The 16,376-nt window shown below is 58.7% G+C and carries 18 protein-coding genes, 1 tRNA gene and 2 riboswitches; of the genes, 9 read left to right on the top strand and 10 right to left on the bottom strand.

What is annotated here, in order from left to right; translation table 11 throughout:
• Window positions 1-23 precede the first annotated feature (23 nt).
• Both ACIQTS_RS16295 and ACIQTS_RS16290 read left to right on the top strand, forming a co-directional pair.
• Window positions 24-686, top strand: coding sequence for a hypothetical protein (locus ACIQTS_RS16295; RefSeq protein WP_402473904.1), 663 nt, complete (start codon window positions 24-26; stop codon window positions 684-686).
• A gap of 67 nt (window positions 687-753) precedes the next feature.
• Window positions 754-827 (top strand) — tRNA-Arg (locus ACIQTS_RS16290).
• A gap of 121 nt (window positions 828-948) precedes the next feature.
• On the opposite strand, the gene ACIQTS_RS16285 is transcribed toward ACIQTS_RS16290, so the two are convergent.
• Window positions 949-2,178, bottom strand: coding sequence for an ROK family transcriptional regulator (locus tag ACIQTS_RS16285; protein ID WP_105661599.1), 1,230 nt, complete (start codon window positions 2,176-2,178; stop codon window positions 949-951).
• Between the two features lie 187 nt (window positions 2,179-2,365).
• On the opposite strand from ACIQTS_RS16285, the gene ACIQTS_RS16280 reads away from it, so the two are divergent.
• Window positions 2,366-2,776, top strand: coding sequence for an NUDIX domain-containing protein (locus tag ACIQTS_RS16280; protein ID WP_105659133.1), 411 nt, complete (start codon window positions 2,366-2,368; stop codon window positions 2,774-2,776).
• A 38-nt stretch (window positions 2,777-2,814) separates the two neighbouring features.
• Here the strand turns inward: ACIQTS_RS16280 and ACIQTS_RS16275 are convergent, their stop codons facing one another.
• The 4 genes from ACIQTS_RS16275 to ACIQTS_RS16260 all read right to left on the bottom strand — a co-directional run bounded on the left by ACIQTS_RS16275 (window position 2,815) and on the right by ACIQTS_RS16260 (window position 6,670).
• Complete coding sequence (locus ACIQTS_RS16275) at window positions 2,815-3,111, bottom strand: HNH endonuclease (protein ID WP_388025145.1); 297 nt, start codon at window positions 3,109-3,111, stop codon at window positions 2,815-2,817.
• 429 nt (window positions 3,112-3,540) lie between these two features.
• Window positions 3,541-4,368, bottom strand: coding sequence for a C40 family peptidase (locus ACIQTS_RS16270; protein WP_105661598.1), 828 nt, complete (start codon window positions 4,366-4,368; stop codon window positions 3,541-3,543).
• Window positions 4,369-4,371: 3 nt separating this feature from the next.
• Window positions 4,372-4,542: riboswitch (cyclic di-AMP (ydaO/yuaA leader) on the bottom strand.
• A 123-nt stretch (window positions 4,543-4,665) separates the two neighbouring features.
• Window positions 4,666-5,712: a M23 family metallopeptidase gene (locus ACIQTS_RS16265; RefSeq protein ID WP_105661597.1), complete on the bottom strand. Its 1,047-nt coding sequence runs from the start codon at window positions 5,710-5,712 to the stop codon at window positions 4,666-4,668.
• Between the two features lie 4 nt (window positions 5,713-5,716).
• Window positions 5,717-5,867, bottom strand: a riboswitch (cyclic di-AMP (ydaO/yuaA leader).
• A gap of 104 nt (window positions 5,868-5,971) precedes the next feature.
• On the bottom strand, window positions 5,972-6,670 hold the full coding sequence (locus ACIQTS_RS16260) for a metal-dependent transcriptional regulator (protein WP_105659129.1): 699 nt from the start codon (window positions 6,668-6,670) through the stop codon (window positions 5,972-5,974).
• Window positions 6,671-6,930: 260 nt separating this feature from the next.
• Here ACIQTS_RS16260 and serC point away from each other — a divergent pair, with 260 nt between their 5' ends.
• Window positions 6,931-8,052, top strand: a complete 1,122-nt coding sequence (gene serC / locus ACIQTS_RS16255) for a phosphoserine transaminase (RefSeq protein ID WP_105659128.1) — start codon at window positions 6,931-6,933, stop codon at window positions 8,050-8,052.
• 74 nt (window positions 8,053-8,126) lie between these two features.
• On the opposite strand, the gene ACIQTS_RS16250 is transcribed toward serC, so the two are convergent.
• Complete coding sequence (locus ACIQTS_RS16250; RefSeq protein WP_400291498.1) at window positions 8,127-8,735, bottom strand: DUF3027 domain-containing protein; 609 nt, start codon at window positions 8,733-8,735, stop codon at window positions 8,127-8,129.
• 3 nt (window positions 8,736-8,738) lie between these two features.
• Complete coding sequence (locus ACIQTS_RS16245; protein WP_038990235.1) at window positions 8,739-9,122, bottom strand: cold-shock protein; 384 nt, start codon at window positions 9,120-9,122, stop codon at window positions 8,739-8,741.
• A 254-nt stretch (window positions 9,123-9,376) separates the two neighbouring features.
• Here ACIQTS_RS16245 and ACIQTS_RS16240 point away from each other — a divergent pair, with 254 nt between their 5' ends.
• The 5 genes from ACIQTS_RS16240 (at window position 9,377) to ACIQTS_RS16220 (ending at window position 13,288) form a co-directional block, all read left to right on the top strand.
• Window positions 9,377-9,595 (top strand): hypothetical protein, encoded by a 219-nt coding sequence (locus ACIQTS_RS16240; RefSeq protein ID WP_105659126.1) that lies wholly within the window; start codon window positions 9,377-9,379, stop codon window positions 9,593-9,595.
• A gap of 58 nt (window positions 9,596-9,653) precedes the next feature.
• Window positions 9,654-10,361, top strand: coding sequence for a response regulator transcription factor (locus ACIQTS_RS16235; RefSeq protein ID WP_105659125.1), 708 nt, complete (start codon window positions 9,654-9,656; stop codon window positions 10,359-10,361).
• A gap of 52 nt (window positions 10,362-10,413) precedes the next feature.
• Complete coding sequence (locus tag ACIQTS_RS16230) at window positions 10,414-11,952, top strand: HAMP domain-containing sensor histidine kinase (protein WP_332498331.1); 1,539 nt, start codon at window positions 10,414-10,416, stop codon at window positions 11,950-11,952.
• 111 nt (window positions 11,953-12,063) lie between these two features.
• Window positions 12,064-12,354, top strand: a complete 291-nt coding sequence (locus tag ACIQTS_RS16225; RefSeq protein ID WP_038990044.1) for a WXG100 family type VII secretion target — start codon at window positions 12,064-12,066, stop codon at window positions 12,352-12,354.
• Window positions 12,355-12,397: 43 nt separating this feature from the next.
• Window positions 12,398-13,288: a DUF4031 domain-containing protein gene (locus ACIQTS_RS16220; RefSeq protein WP_402473903.1), complete on the top strand. Its 891-nt coding sequence runs from the start codon at window positions 12,398-12,400 to the stop codon at window positions 13,286-13,288.
• 99 nt (window positions 13,289-13,387) lie between these two features.
• On the opposite strand, the gene groL is transcribed toward ACIQTS_RS16220, so the two are convergent.
• The 3 genes from groL to ACIQTS_RS16205 all read right to left on the bottom strand — a co-directional run bounded on the left by groL (window position 13,388) and on the right by ACIQTS_RS16205 (window position 16,260).
• Window positions 13,388-15,025 (bottom strand): chaperonin GroEL, encoded by a 1,638-nt coding sequence (gene groL, locus ACIQTS_RS16215; RefSeq protein ID WP_105659122.1) that lies wholly within the window; start codon window positions 15,023-15,025, stop codon window positions 13,388-13,390.
• A 296-nt stretch (window positions 15,026-15,321) separates the two neighbouring features.
• Window positions 15,322-15,927: a LytR C-terminal domain-containing protein gene (locus ACIQTS_RS16210; RefSeq protein WP_402473902.1), complete on the bottom strand. Its 606-nt coding sequence runs from the start codon at window positions 15,925-15,927 to the stop codon at window positions 15,322-15,324.
• A gap of 42 nt (window positions 15,928-15,969) precedes the next feature.
• Window positions 15,970-16,260, bottom strand: coding sequence for a DUF3263 domain-containing protein (locus tag ACIQTS_RS16205; RefSeq protein WP_105659120.1), 291 nt, complete (start codon window positions 16,258-16,260; stop codon window positions 15,970-15,972).
• Window positions 16,261-16,376: the final 116 nt, after the last annotated feature.

Genomic DNA, 16,376 nt, shown 5'->3' with positions numbered 1-16,376 from the left:
ATTGGCCGGGCATAATAGGAGATATGGCAAAGAAGGTCAGGAAAACCAAGGAATACCGCAAGCCCCAGCAGTTCGCCCAGGCGCCGAACGCGCCGCGCGGCATGAACATGGGGCCAGGCAAGGTGCAAAGCACCTCCCACGAGAACAGTTCGAACCCGATGCTGCTGATCTCGGTGGGCTTGATCATATGCGCTGCGCTATTCGCGTACTACCATCTGCTCACGATGGTGCAGATGCAGGACCTCAGCGGTTCCCTGGCGATGCCCGATCAGCGTATTTTCGGCTACACCGTAAGCGACATAGAAGCATTGCGTGGCGCCATGGATGGAGATGCTGTTGGCCAGCTCAACTACTTGCACAAGACCGCTGGTTTCCTCTTCCCGATGTTTACGGCGGTCTTCTCCATGCTGTTGTTCATCCGCTGGATTCCTCACCGCCAGACGCGTTGGCTGGCTTGGGTTGCCCCTCTGGGCTTCGCAGCAATCGATATTTGGGAGAACTTCGCAATTGATACCCTGTTCACTGGAGACCTCAGTGAAGGAGCTGTCGTTTTGGCATCGATCCTCACGACCATCCGCTGGGCACTGCTGATCATCACTGCGGGGCTTGTTGTGGGTCTTGGCGCTATCCGTGCCAATCGTGCGCTCAAGGCAAAGATGCTCGCAATTCGCGAGGGTACTGCCTAAGCCAGTGCGTGGGAATTACACCCGGGACATCCTAGTAAGATAGTGTTGTTGGTGTTTTCACGCCCATGCCCCTGTAGCTCAGTAGGATAGAGCGACCCTCTCCTAAAGGGTAGGCCGTCGGTTCGATTCCGGCCAGGGGCACAACTAGAGCCTTGTTTCCAGTCCTCGGACGGGAAACAAGGCTCTTGTCGTTACTACGGAGTTAAGCACTGCGGGTACGTTCCATCTGGAACGTACCCGCAGTGCTTAGTATGAGTCTCGCTTAACGCAGCAGCAATGCGGTCGCCTTTGGCGACAGCGAAGCGTCCATGACCACGCAAGCGCCACCGATGGCGCCGACGTTGGAGCCGAGCTCGGAGGTGCGGGTTTCGATTTCATGCACTCCGCGCAGGGCGAAGCGGCGGCCAATGGCGTCGCGGACTTGATCGTCGACCAGTTCGGATACCTTTTCCCACTGTGGACCGCCGAAGACGACTTCGCGAACGTCCAGCGAGTTGGCAAGCTGGCCGGCAACTTCGCCAACCTTGATCATGGCTTCGGTGACCAGTTCCTTGGCGACCTTGTTTCCTTCGTGAGCCAGCTCGTAGAGGCGGTTCATTCCGGCAGCCCGCTGTTCCGGGCCAACGATTTCGTAGCTTGGCAGTTCCAGCCCGCGCTCCTTGGCCTGCGCGGCGATGAATTCGTAGGAGGTGCCGGAAGCGAGGCAATCCTCCGCACCGCATTGTTCGCAGGCCACAGATTTGTAACCGGTTGAGTAGTGGCCGATTTCGCCAGCGTTGTTGCTTGCACCGTGGTGGACATCGCCGTTGAATACCAGGCCAGCGCCGAAGCCGTGACCGCAGTAAATGAAGACGAAGTCGTTGTTCTTCTCTTCCTTGGACTGCCACAGTTCGCCAACTGCTGAAGCGATGGTGTCCTTTTCGATAATGACCTGCAGGCGCAAGAGCTTGCGCAGCGGGTTCACCAGTTCAACATCTGCCCAGCCATCGAGCAGTGGCGGGTTCAGCACCACTCCTTCTTCGACGTTTACTGGACCCGGAACAGCAATGCCGACACCGACGATGTGCTTCTTCGGCACGCGGATCTCGGCAATGAGTTCCTTAACGGTAGTTGCCATGAGCTGGACAGTTTCGGTAGCTACTTCGAGGTTGGGAACTTCGATGCGGCGTTCGCGCAGGACCTCGCCGCGCAGGTTCATTGCGACGAAGGTCAGCACGCTGGGGTCTAGGTGGATGCCAATGGAAACAAGACGGTTGCCTTCGAGCTCCAGAACGGTGCGAGGCTTGCCTGGTCCGGAGACGATCGTGCGGTCTTCTCGGACGATTCCGTCATCCAGCAAACGGCGGACAACGTTGGAAATGGTCTGTGGCGACAGACCAGTCGAACCGGCCAGTTCAACGCGGCTAATTCCCTCTGGTGCCCGTCGAATTGACTCAAGAATTACGGCTTGGTTGAAGTCTCCCAAGCGTCCTAGATTTGTACCCCGTCGCATTTATTGCTCCATAGATCTGTAAAGTTGATGGATCGATCTTTCAATTCCAACGTTTTCGGTAGTCATCAATACTTCGGTTAGATACTGCGAGTAAAGTAACCATGGTGAACTAGAACTAAAACCGTTGGAGATCCAATTAAGCACGTTACCATCTCTAACTCCTATAAACACGCGATATTGTGTTTTAGTGAAGAAAAATTTGACGATCTCAGCGGCGTGTTTAATCAACAACCAAGGAGAAATTCTCCTGGTTCGCAAGCGTGGAACGACGAAGTTCATGCAACCTGGCGGCAAACCCGAAGCCGGGGAAACAGCGTTACAAACTATCATTCGAGAAATTCGTGAAGAATTGGGCCTCAGCTTCACCGCTGACGAGCTGCAATACGACGGCGAATGGATCGGACCGGCTGCCAACGAGGCGGAGACGATGATCCGCGCCTCTTTATACAGCGCAGCCTTCGATGGCGAACTCGTCCCGTTAGCGGAATTGGAGGAGCTGCTGTGGATCGACCCGCAGGTGGCCCTGGAACGCGACGATCTAGCTCCGTTGCTTCGCGACCGCGTCCTGCCGCTAGCCATTGAACGCAGCAAGAAATAGGCGCCACTGGGTTCCTCCCAGCAGCATCAGGCCAGCGGCTAGCTTGCGTGCAAGTATTCGTCCCATGCCGCATCAACGTGCTGCAGTCCCGAAACCAGATGGCCAGCAACGCGTGGACGATGAGGTGTAATACGCAGTTGCCAGCCCAGTTGCGAGAGCATCTTGTCCGCTTTGCGGCTATTGCATAGCAGGCAAGCGGCCACGAGGTTCTCCCAGGTGTTCTGGCCTCCCCTGCTGCGGGGAATCACGTGGTCAATCGTATTGGCAGCTTTGCCGCAATACGCGCAGGTAAAAGCGTCTCTACGCAGAACGCCCCTACGGGTGACATGTTGCATGTCCCTGTAGGGGCGTCGTACATAGCGTTTCAGAACGATGACAGTTGGCCGAGGTAGATCTCCATGAGAACTGCGGATGGGGGCGAGATCATCTTGGAGAACGATGCTCGCTTTTTCGGTCATGACTAGCACTAGTGCTCGACGGAACGTCACAACTGCTAGTGGTTCGTATCCTGCGTTTAATACCAAAGTTCGCATTGCTCGTACTACCTTCATGAACCGATGGCCACCATCTGGCATTGATGGAGCTCGCGTTCTGCTCGGAGTGTCTCTAAGCGCTAGCCTATGCGATGCTTCGGATTATTGGTGGGTACCTAACCAAGAAATTGTCTTCTTTTCATCGTTCTGATGCCCGGAGTTCAACTGGTTAAACGAACATAGGCCATCGGATGTCTTTCTCATCCGATGGCCTATGAAAAGCTTTGAAGCTTAGCCAGCTAGGGTGTAGTAGCCGTACAGCGGGTTGCGCGAAACCGAGTGGATCATGGTGTCCACGGTTGGGTTCTGCGCGCCGATCATCTGGCCGCCGCCCAGGTAGATGCCGACGTGGCCGCCACCGTTCTGGAATACCAAGTCGCCTGGCTTAGGGTTGCTGGTGCGGACGAACTGGCCGGATCCGAGGATGGCCGAGGTGCCGCGAGCAATGTTGATGCCGTGCTGCGCGTAGACGTACTTGACGAAGCCGGAGCAATCCCAGCCGCTTGGACCGTTGCCACCCCATACGTATGGAACGCCCACGTACTTGGCAGCGGTGCCTGCGATGCCGGAAAGGTTGGAGGTCTGAACAGGAGTTTCAGCCTTTGGCTGAGCCTTCTGCTGCGGAGCCGATTCCTGTCCACCCGAACGGCTCTGACGAGTCATCGGGGCCATCGAATCAGAGTTACCCGAGTTGCTGCTGCGGGTAGTTGGGGTGATGTCATTCGAAACTGCAATGACAACAGGCTCTGGCTTCTCTTCAGCGGTGAAGCTGGCGCGCTCGATTGCGACATCAGCCTTCTTGTCAGCAGCTACCTTTACTGCCTTGACTGCAACACGCTCTGGATTGATGGTGTCAACAGGCGATGCAGAAACGTCACGTGGTGCAGTTGCCTGGCCAGGCACGCCCAGAGTGACGATCAAGCCGGATGCTGCAGCTACAACGGCGGCCTGGCGGCCTACCGAGCCAGCGTTGGATGCTACGGCCTGCGAAATCGCCTGTAGCGAGTTGGTGCGTGGAACGTCGGCGCGGCGACGTCCGCGTGCATGACTCTTGGTCAAAATATTGCCTCTCCTTGATACCTACGAGGTAAGCTGTCGGGTTCGAAGTGGAGTTACCTCGGTGGATTCGAAGTTGCCTTCTCTATCCACTTCACCCCTAGGGTTGTTAGCCAAAACTAACGACCCGATATTGGTTCCCCCGCCACTGCCGTACGAGTTGTGTATAACTACTCATTGCGTGTTGGCAGTGCTCGGTTCTCACGCAATGATGCCCAGGGATCCCCATGGCACGCATACAAGACTATAGGAAGTTTTTTGAAATGTCACGTTTTGATCACGGAATGGTGACGAACGTCGTTATAACCAACCTGCTGGGTCTTTGAACTGACCGTCAACGATCACTTCGAAGTGCACGTGAGGACCGGTTGAGTTGCCAGTGCTGCCGGCCAACGCAACAACGTCACCGCGCTTAACTTTCTGGCCAACCTTCACAACCAGCTGGCTGTTGTGGCTGTAACCGGTCTCCAGGCCGTTGCCGTGGTCAAGGGTGATGCGGTTACCGGAGTGCCCAGCCCAACCCGAGACAGTCACAACACCGTCAGCTGCCGCGTAGACCTTGGTACCGCTTGGCACACCGTAGTCGGTGCCGCTGTGAATCATGAAACCTGGACCGGTTGGATTCTTGCGGTGCCCGAACGTGGAGGTGATGCGCTTCGTGGTGACCGGTGCGCCGAGCAATCCCGAGGTGTCCTTGATGGCCGTGACGCTACCGCCCGAAGCGGTCATGATCTCGGCGAACTTCTCTTCCTTGGCAACTTCGGTGTTCAGCTCGGAGGTCAAAGCTGCACGCTCCACGGACAGTTCCGCATTGCCGGTAGGTGCAGTTACATCTACAACTGCGGAAGTGGCGGTGCGCTGAGCTGCGACCTCAACGGCCTTGTTCTCCTCCGCGCTGCCGGAGAGCTGTGGAGTTACGGCGGCAAGCGCCAAACCCGAAACGGCGGCTACGGCTGCCACCTTGTGGGCGAATCCACGGTGGGTGGATTTCTGAACCTTGGACTTGAGGCTAGAAATGAACTCGACATTGCCTGCTGCTTCGATCGGGGCAGGCTTGCTGGCAGGGGCTTGAACAGCTCCTGGCAATGCAACGACGTTGCTCGCGGTATCCTTGCCGGCCAGCAGGGTCTGGTTAGGAGCAACACCGTAGCGCTGCATGGAGTCGAATCGTCGACCAACGAAATCTTCATGTACCGGCTTGACCGGTGCAATCATCGGGACGGTGGCAGCGGCACGTGCTGCTCGGCGCCCGCCGTTACGCTCAGCAGTCGAAGCGGTGACTTCTGCAATCACATCTACTTCGACGCCGGCAGCGCGGCGACGTCCCGCAGTCTTGGTTTCTACCAAAACATTCCTCTCACTGTTGCGCCTACGAAGTTAGCTGTCGGGTTCGGCTATTGAGAATCAGCCGGCCTGCTTGTCGCAGAACTTCACCCCAAGGCGTTTGCACGCCGGAAAGTGGGTCCCCCGTTATTGCCCTCAAGATTTGGTGACCGTTTCTGGCGCAGGGCAACACTAGGCGGTCGCACCAAAAATGGATAGAGCTAACTAGATCGCTAGCTCCAAGGCTTAACGCTACCTGTCAACGCCGAAAGTTACAATTTCGTTATCTTTTCTGAGACTTTACAAATACGTGTGCGCTGACCTCGACCGGCAGCTCCAGAGCGCCTTCGATGCCGTCCACGCGCACTACAACGTAGTCGTCGGCGCGCTCCAAGGTGACAATCGCACCTGGGCGGATTCCACCTTCGTTCAGTTGTCCGAGCAGGATTGGGTCCGTTTGGATAGGTTCGGCCAGGCGCTCAATTGCCACCGGGCCGATGTTTCCGGACAGCAGGGCATCATCCAAGTTCTCTACTTCATGTGAGATTTCGCCCACATTGGGGCCACCGAGGACTTCCAGGCCCGGAATTGGGTTGCCGTAGGGCGACACTGTTGGCTTGCCCAGAAGATCAAAGAGCCGACGCTCGACGCGTTCGCTCATCACGTGTTCCCAGCGGCACGCTTCATCGTGCACGTACTCCCAGTCCAACCCGATGATGTCCGACAACAGGCGCTCCGCCAAGCGGTGCTTGCGCATCACGCCCGTAGCCAGCTCGTGACCTTTTTCGGTCAAAGCAAGGTGGCGATCGGTCGATACGATAACCAGGCCGTCTCGTTCCATGCGAGCAACCGTCTGCGACACGGTTGGGCCCGAGTGGCCAAGACGCTCTGCAATTCGGGCGCGTAATGCCACGATTTCCTCTTCTTGAAGCTCAAGAATGGTACGCAGATACATCTCAGTTGTATCGATAAGATCAGACACGGCAGTCGCTCCTGGAAGTCACAACAATTAAGTTCGCTCGAAATTTACGTGGCGTCGATATCCCACTCTACTTGGTCGGAGCTGCAGAAAGCCCTGTAACCCGCCAAGCCCTCGGCGTAACCGACCGACGCGCTTTTCTCACGACACCCCGCTATTTGCGAAGATATCTATTGAAACGCCAAGGCTATCTGTCAATATTCCAAACCATGGGTAATGGTGGCCGTTATGGCACTTCAATCTATCGCTACAAGAGGAGCGCGATGAGCACGGATATCAACATTCCAGAAAACCTTCTGCCCGCCGATGGTCGATTCGGTGCAGGACCTTCCAAGGTTCGCGCAGAACAGATCCAGGCCATCGTCGATGCCGGCGCCGAACTGCTGGGCACCTCCCACCGCCAGGCTCCGGTCAAGAACCTCGTAGCTTCGGTTCAGGACGGCCTGAAGGAAATGTTCAGCGCACCAGAGGGTTACGAAGTTCTTCTCGGCGTGGGTGGATCCACCGCGTTCTGGGATGCCGCTGCATTCAGCCTGGTCCGTTCCAAGGCGCAGCACCTGTCCTTCGGCGAATTCGGCTCGAAGTTCGCCAAAGCCACCGACAAGGCTCCATTCCTGGAACCTTCCTCCATCATTGTCGGCGAGCCGGGCACCGTACCTGAACCCGTAGCCGAAGCCGGCGTAGACCTCTACGCGTGGCCGCACAATGAGACCTCAACCGGTGCCGCGGCGCCGATCAAGCGCGTTGCTGGCGCCAACGACGATGCACTGGTAGTCATTGACGCCACCAGCGCCGCCGGAGGCCTGGACGTGGATCTGTCCGAGACCGACGTGTACTACTTCGCTCCGCAGAAGAACTTCGCTTCCGACGGCGGCCTGTGGCTGGCCTTCGTTTCTCCCGCCGCGATTGCCCGCATCGAGGAAATTGCAGCAACCGACCGCTGGATCCCCGACTTCTTGAACCTGGCGACCGCGCTGGATAACTCCTTGAAGAACCAGACCTACAACACGCCATCGCTGACCACTCTTGTGGGCCTGGATGCGCAGATCAAGTGGATCAATGCCAACGGCGGCCTGAAGTGGGCGGCAGCGCGCACGGCACAGTCCGCAGGGATGATCCGGGCTTGGGCCGAGGCTTCCGAAATCGCTTCCCCTTATGTGGCCGACCCAGCGCACCGCTCGAACGTCATCTCCACCATTGACTTCGATGACTCGGTCGATGCCTCGGCAATTGCCAAGGCACTGCGCGCTAACGGCGTTGTCGACGTGGAACCATACCGCAAGCTGGGCCGCAACCAGCTGCGGATCGCCACCTTCGTTGCGATCGAGCCAAGCGACGTCGAAGCACTGCTCAAGTGCATCGACTACGTGATCGAGCAGCTCTAAGAACCCTCGATTAAAGCCAAAGACCTTCGCACAACGGTTCATCATCGTTGTGCGAAGGTCTTTGCCGCTATTGCCTAGTTTTCCTTGCGCGTGCGATTACGCTGCGCTGCCCGGCGACGGGCTGCGGTGCGCTGCGCCGTGCGACGGCGGCGTACCTGGCGACGTGCCGGCGACTTATGCTGCTGCACAGCGTCATCGTCATTTTCGGCGCCGTCCGCTTCGGCTTCGGTCTGCGGATCCTGAGCCTCGGCGCCTGGATCCGATGGATCCGGCTCCTTCGCTGGCTCCGAAGCTTCAGGACCGTCGGCTTCCCCGCCGGTCCCGGCCAAGTCCTCTGCGGCTTCGGCGGCCTTGGCCGCTTCAATCTCTTCCTTTGCCAGGCGGTCGGCCCATGGCACCCATGCCGGAGCGAGCAATGACTGCTCCCCTGCAATAATGCCTACTTCGCAAACCGTCAGGTCCTTGGATTTTGCCCGTGAGACCCGCGCAAGCGTGGCGAACCAGGTCCATCCTTGATATCCCGACTTATGGGAGACAAAACGATGGGTGACAAGTCGCTCACCTTCCGCCGTGACGCCTAGGTGTTCGCCGATTTCTGACGCACCGGCAATTTCTGCGAGCGCGCCGCGAGCAGTATCCACTGCCTCGGCGAGGATGGTGTCCAACTTGGGTTTACGGGCCATTATTTATGCGTCCAGATCGTCGGCTACCGCACGAAGTACGGTAGCAACCTTCTTGCCATATGCCTGTTCAGGATAACGCCCATTGCGCAAGCTATTGGAAACGTTGTCGAGCAGCTTAATAAGATCTTCGATCAGCACTGCCTCGTCTTCGGGCTTCTTGCGCTTGGCACGTGCGACCGATGGAGCGGCTTCGAGCAAGCGCAGGCTCAGTGCCTGTGGACCGCGGCGGCCTTCGGCAACGCCGAATTCCAGGCGGGTTCCGGGGCGCAGGTCATGCACGCCTTCGGGCAATGCCGCGGCATTGACGTAGATCTCTTTGCCATCTTCGGCGGTGATGAAGCCGAAGCCCTTGGCCTTTTCGTACCACTTAACCTTGCCGCTAGGCATGATCATTTACCTCGTTCGTTCTTGTAGCTAAGCTGCATGGCCGAGGCCTGCTCAGCGCCATGCATATTCATATGTGCAATCCAGCGGAGCCACTGCCGGAATTCTTCTCTGCGTCTTGCCGGGTGCTCAATCTGCTGGATCGCTTCAAGTCCTTTATCTAAGATTATGTCATCTCTCGTGCGGTGAATTCATCTTTGCCCGGCAATCTTCGCATTCCGCCTGTCGCCCATGGCTCCGGGGCTAAACTTGGTAGCGTGAGCGATTCATCCAAAACCATGACTGCACTTTCCCGATTGGCGATCATCATCGCCATCCTTTCCGCCTTGGCGCTGGTCGGAACCCTCGTCTTCTACTTCCAGGAGATAGCCATCCCGCCGCTGCTGATGCTCTTTGCGCGCTTGGGCTTGCCAACGGCATTCATCCTGGCCGCCATCGTGGTCTTCGGAAACGTCGCCAGGCGCCGAAAAAGCTAGCCACTCGCTTCAGCATTCACTCAGCTGACTCCCAGACTTCTTCGGCACACTGTAATCCATGAGTCCAAAAACTGCTGAGGCAAAACTTCTCGTTGTCGATGACGAGCCGAATATCCGCGAACTGCTCTCCACTTCCCTGCGCTTTGCAGGCTTCGAAGTTGTCGCTGCTGCCAACGGACGCGAAGCCCTCGCCGCCGTTGAAGCCGAGGAGCCGGACCTGGCCGTCCTGGACGTCATGCTTCCTGACATGGACGGTTTCACCATTACCCGGAAATTGCGCGCCGCTGGCCGACACTTCCCGGTGCTGTTCCTGACCGCGCGCGACGACACCAGCGACAAGGTCACTGGCTTGACCGTCGGCGGCGACGACTATGTCACCAAGCCATTCAGCCTGGATGAAGTCGTAGCCCGCATCCGTGCCGTCCTGCGTCGTACCGCCAATGGCGAGGACGAGAACGCGACCATCATCGTGGCCGACCTTGAGCTGGATGACGACGCCCACGAGGTGCGCCGTGCCGGGGAGATCATTGACCTGTCCCCCACCGAGTTCAAGCTGCTGCGCTACCTGATGATGAACCCGAACCGCGTACTGTCCAAGTCGCAGATCTTGGACCATGTCTGGGAATACGACTTCAACGGCGATGCCTCGATCGTGGAATCCTACATTTCCTACCTGCGTCGCAAGGTGGACCGCCCGGAATGGCCTGCACTGATCCAGACCAAGCGCGGCGTGGGCTACCTGATGCGCACCCCAGACCGCCGCTAACGGCACACGTAACGGTCCGCGCCAATAATTGAAGGCCTTGTAAAGTCAGCATATGAAGTCATTTCGAGCCCAGTGGCGTCGCACCTCGTTGCGGACCAAACTGGTCGCGGTCATGTTTGGACTGATGATCGTCGCGATCTTCGCTACAGCTATCGGTTCGGCGCATACGCTGAGGATCGCGATGACCAGCCAGATCGACAAGCAGCTGAACGTGTCCAAGTCGACGATGGCCTACGGGCTGAACAAGGCCTACCTCTACTCCTTGAACGAGGACAACGGCAGCCATGACGCCTTGGATGTCGATGCCACGCTGCTCGGGCTCAGCAGCGCCTACGCTGACATTCGCGACCAGGACGGCGAGATCGTCTACGTGATGCCGCGTTCGCGGGTCGGTCCTTCCAACGGCACGGACCTGCCGCTGCTTAATATGGAACAGATCCAGCAGCTGGCAGCCCACCCGAACTCCCCCGCCACGGTCCCCGGCGCCTTCCCCACCTCCGCTGGTTGGCGTACGGTGATGATCCCGTTGAAGAGCAGCGAGCTGAACCTGTTCTTGTCCATGCCGCTGGATAATGTGAACCGTACCGTTAACCAAACTGCGGTGCTGGTGCTCTCCACCGGCACGCTTGCGGCCCTGCTGATGTCGATGATCGCCTACGGGCTCACCGGGCGTTCGCTCAAGCCGCTGATCAATGTGGAGCGCACTGCGTCGATGATCGCCGATGGCGATCTGTCCCAGCGCGTGAAGGACTATCCCGCAGAGACCGAAGTGGGCAGGCTCTCGCGCTCGCTCAACGCCATGCTGGCCCAAATTGAAAAGGCGTTCAACGACCGCGAGGCTTCCGAGCAGAAGATGCGCCGCTTTATCCAGGACGCCTCGCATGAGCTGCGTACCCCGTTGGTCACCATCCAGGGCTATTCGGAGTTCTACCGCTACGGCGGGCTGGCGGATCCGGAGGCCATGGACTCGGCGATGGGCCGCATCGAAAGCGAATCCAAGCGCATGGCCCGCCTGGTTGAGGACCTCTTAATGCTCGCCCGCCTGGACGAGCAGCGCCCCATGGAAAAGCAGCCAGTGGATTTGCTGGTCCTGGGCCAGGACGCGGTGGAAGACACCAAGGTCCGTGCACCGGACCGTACCGTCAAACTTGTGGGGCTCGTGTCCGAACGCCCCAGCCCAGCGAGCACCGTCGGTGATGATGCCCGCATCCGGCAGATCATCGCCAACCTGCTCACCAACGCGCTGCGCTACACCCCGGAAGGTTCCCCCTTGGAAATTGCCGTCGGCGTGCGCTCATTGGTGGCTGGAACGCTGGACGCGGTCGTTGAAATCCGCGACCACGGCCCGGGCATCCCGGCCGAGGATTCCAAGCGCATTTTTGAACGCTTCTACCGCTCCGATAGCTCGCGCCAACGCGAGACCGGCGGTTCCGGCCTGGGCTTGGCCATTGTTGCGGCCATCGTCCAGCAGCACGGAGGTTCGGTGGCGTTGGCAGATACCCCCGGCGGCGGCGCCACGATGTCCATCTCCATGCCCTACGTGCCGCTGCGCGAACCGAAAGCACCGGAAGTCGACGATACGGAAGACTAGCGCCATTGGCTTTCTCCACACCCCGTGCCGGTTTTGACCAGCACGGGGTGTGGTGTTTCTAAGGTGAGTGCATCAGTGATCAAACCGCTCATTCCAGAAAGGACGATTCCAGTGAGTACGTTCTCCACCAACACCGGCGAGATGCAGGTTAAATCCCAGGCCGTCATGAACACCATTGACCGGCTACGCAATGAGGTCTCGACCATGCAAATGAACCTGGACCAGTTGCAAAGCACCTGGCAGGGTTCCGCCGCGGCCTCCTTCCAGTCGATCGTGGCCGAATGGCGCTCAACCCATGTGCAGATCGAAGAGGCGCTGAGCAGCATTGCCACGGCCCTGAACCATGCCTCCATGCAGTACGAAGAGGTCGAGCAGGTCAACACCTCGCTGTTCCGTTACTGAAAAGCGCAGGCGCGACGGCCGGTTGATCAGTAGGCTTAGCCTTATGAGCATTCTGATCGACCCGCCGCGCTGGCCTGCCCACGGCACGCTCTTTGCCCACTTGGTGTCGGATACTTCATTGGCTGAACTCCATGAGTTCGCCGGGCAGCAAGAAATCTCCCGCCGAGCTTTCGACCGGGATCACTACGATGTGCCTCGCGAACGCTACGATCGGCTCGTGGCTGCTGGCGCCCTTGAAGTCTCCGGATCCGAGCTGGTCCGCGCACTGGTCAAGTCCGGGATTCGGATACCAGCCAAATACCGTCCGGAGAAGCTGGGAACCGTCCTCACCCGGCGGTGGTCCCGCACCTTGCCCACCGAGCCTCAGCTCGGAACCGAGCTGTTGGGCTATTGGTCCGAGAGCCATCGCCACTACCACGACCGGGTGCATCTGCTCTCCGTGCTCGAAGCCATCGACTGGCTGGCTGAAGGCCAGGCCGATCCCGAAGAGCTCATGCTGCTCCAACTCGCTGCGTGGTTCCACGACGCCGTCTACGCTGGAACCAGCGAGGACGAGTTCAAGTCGGCCACCTTGGCCCGTGAACGGCTGTGGGGAGTCCTCTCCCCTGGTGCCGTCTCGAAGGTCAGCGGGCTGGTCATGCTCACCGCCAAGCATGCCCCGGCAGAAACCGATCGCCTGGGCCATATCCTCTGCGATGCCGATCTGGAGGTCCTGGCCCGCCCCGCTCCGGCCTACCAGCGCTACGCCGAGGCGATCTACAAGGAGTACGGGCATCTTCCCCGCCATGTGCTTGCTTCCGGGCGCAGCAAGATCCTCTTCGGCCAGTTGGAGAAAGAACTGATCTACGGCACCCAAGCCGGATCCCGGCGCTGGGAGCAGCGCGCGCGGAATAATTTGGGCACCGAGCTGGAGCTGTTGCACAGCTGGCTGTAGTGCAACGCTTGTCCCACGTTAAACGGCCGATGGCCCGGATTCCTCGAAAGGATCCGGGCCATCGGCGCGATTACTGCGTGCTTAGTGCGTGCGGGAAGCTTAGAAGCCGCCCATTCCGCCCATGCCACCCATGTCATCGCCACCGGCTGGGGCAGCGCCAGCAGGAGCTGGCTTATCTGCGACAACAGCTTCGGTGGTCAGGAACAGGCCAGCGATCGATGCCGCGTTCTGCAGTGCCGAACGGGTCACCTTCACTGGGTCGTTGACACCAGCTTCAAGCAGGTTGACGTATTCGCCGGTTGCAGCGTTCAGGCCGTGACCTGCTGGCAGGCCCTTGACCTTGTCAGCGACAACGCCTGGCTCCATGCCAGCGTTCAGGGCAATCTGCTTCAGCGGGGCTTCGATGCCAACGCGGACGATGTTCGCACCGGTAGCTTCGTCGCCTTCCAGAACCAGCTTCTCGAATGCTGCAGCGCCAGCCTGGATCAGTGCAACGCCACCACCGGCGACGATGCCTTCTTCAACAGCTGCCTTGGCGTTGCGCACGGCATCTTCGATGCGGTGCTTGCGCTCCTTGAGCTCTACCTCGGTAGCAGCGCCGGCCTTCAGCACAGCGACACCGCCGGAGAGCTTTGCGTGGCGCTCCTGCAGCTTCTCGCGGTCGTAGTCCGAGTCGGTGTTCTTGATCTCGGCAGCGATCTGGGCCTTGCGTCCCTCGATGGCGTCGGCTTCGCCGCCACCTTCAACGATGGTGGTCTCGTCCTTGGTGATAACGACCTTGCGGGCGGTACCGAGGACTTCCAGGCCTACGTTGTCCAGGGACAGGCCGATTTCCTCGGAAACAACCTGGCCGCCGGTGAGGATAGCGATGTCGGTCAGCATGGCCTTGCGACGGTCGCCGAAGCCCGGAGCCTTGACAGCAACGGACTTGAACAGGCCGCGGATCTTGTTCAGGATCAGGGTAGCCAGGGCTTCGCCCTCGACATCTTCGGCGATGATCAGCAGCGACTTGTTCGACTGCATGACCTTCTCCAGCAAGGTCACCATGTCCTTGACCGAGGAGATCTTCGAGTTCACGATGAGGACGTAAGGGTCCTCAAGAACGGTTTCCTGGCGCTCAGCGTCGGTGACGAAGTAAGCGGAGATGTAGCCCTTATCGAAGCGCATGCCCTCTGCCAGCTCCAGCTCCAGGCCGAAGGTGTTGGATTCTTCAACGGTGATAACGCCCTGCTCGCCGACCTTGTCGAGAGCTTCAGCGATCAGTGCGCCGATTTCCGGATCGCCAGCAGAGATCGAAGCGGTAGCAGCGATCTGCTCCTTGGATTCGACCTTCTTCGCAGCGGCGAACAGTTCAGCGGTAACAGCTTCTACGGCCTTGTCGATACCGCGGCGCAGTGCGATTGGGTCAGCACCTGCAGCAACGTTGCGCAGGCCTTCCTTGACCAGTGCCTGTGCCAGCACGGTTGCGGTGGTGGTACCGTCGCCAGCGACGTCGTCGGTCTTCTTGGCAACTTCCTTGACCAGCTCTGCGCCGATCTTCTCGTAAGGCTCTTCGAGGTCGATTTCCTTAGCGATGGACACGCCGTCGTTGGTGATAGTAGGAGCGCCCCACTTCTTTTCCAGAACAACGTTGCGGCCGCGTGGGCCCAGGGTGACCTTCACCGCGTCAGCAAGGGTGTTCAGGCCGCGCTCAAGTCCGCGGCGTGCTTCCTCGTCAAATGCAATCATCTTAGCCATTGTGGCGTACGGTCCTTTCGGGACGATTTTGCGAAAATGCAACCGACAGACAGCGCCCGCGACGGACGAGTGGACCGGTGCGGCATCGGGCCAGCAACCGTTTCAGCTCTCGCTATCTGAGGTATTTTCCACGCCCACGCCCTGCGTCCGCTGTCCGGTGCTTCATGGAGTTCTTGGAGAACGCAAAAGCCGACCGGCGTTAGCAGTCGCAACGCATGAGTGCTAATACAAATATTGGCACTCTCGCATGGCGAGTGCAAGCCGATCGGCTCTAAGCGAATGGAATTATGAACGAATTATTCGTTTAGCCCCAGGGTGTCATCGGAGCCCATAACCACGGTGACCCGGTTCGGAATGTTGCTGGTCTGCAGAACTTCGTCGATATTCAGGATTTCTGCAGCTTTTTCAGCGGTAGTGCGGTAGGACTCGGACATGTAATAAACCGTGGAGACTTCTGCGGGCCTGGTCCAGTTGTCGGCCACAATGCTGGTGAACCCGGCTTCGGCCATGGCGTCTTCGCCTTCATTAGCCAGACCGGCAACACTTGCCGCGTTGTACACGCCAATCAGCTGGCCGTAGAGCACGTCTTCGTCATCGATGGTGCTCGTTGGCGATGCGGATTCACTAGGTGTGGGTTCCACGGAGGGCTCGGCGGTGACTTCCTGGGTTTGCGAGGTGTCGCTTCCCGTGGAAGTCGCGAGGGTCTCCTTGAGCTGAGGGCCGAAGATGAAGGACAAGGCACCGATCACCAGCACGAGTACAGCGGTCAGCACTACCCAGCGCAATTTCCCACCGGTTGACTTCGACGCGGCGGACTGCGCCCATCCGTGGGCGTGGTGCGAACCCACACGGGTGCTGAACTCCGGAACGCGATCAAATTCGTCACGCGGGTAGTTGGTCATTCTTGTCCTTGCTCGAGGTCTGATTGGTCACGGCAGGCAGGGTTATCGTCCCGTGCCGACCTTACCGCCCACGCGACGTTTTGTGGAACGTGCTCTGCGCAGGCGCTTGACCAACATCGGGTCGTAGGCCAGTGCCGCGTCGGTTTCAATCAGCTGGTTCAGCAGCTGGTAATAATTCGTCGGCGACATCGAAAACTGCTTGGTAATGGCTTGTTCCTTGGCCCCGGCATACTTCCACCACAACTTTTCCAGGTTGAGGATCTGTTGCGAACGCTCATCCAATTCCGAATCCGGGTTCATGACGAAATCCACCAGCAATTCATTCTCAGCCATACGTTCTCACCTCTGTCATTGGACCAGTTTTCTCAGGTTTCGGTTATGCATGTAATCCACCATCGGTAGACATACCACCGATATTCTAACCAATCTGCTTGCCTAACACCGTGTGG

This window comes from Glutamicibacter sp. NPDC090743 (genome assembly GCF_044769125.1).
In the GTDB taxonomy this organism is placed as follows: domain Bacteria; phylum Actinomycetota; class Actinomycetes; order Actinomycetales; family Micrococcaceae; genus Glutamicibacter.
This window is presented reverse-complemented; position numbering and strand designations above follow the sequence as displayed.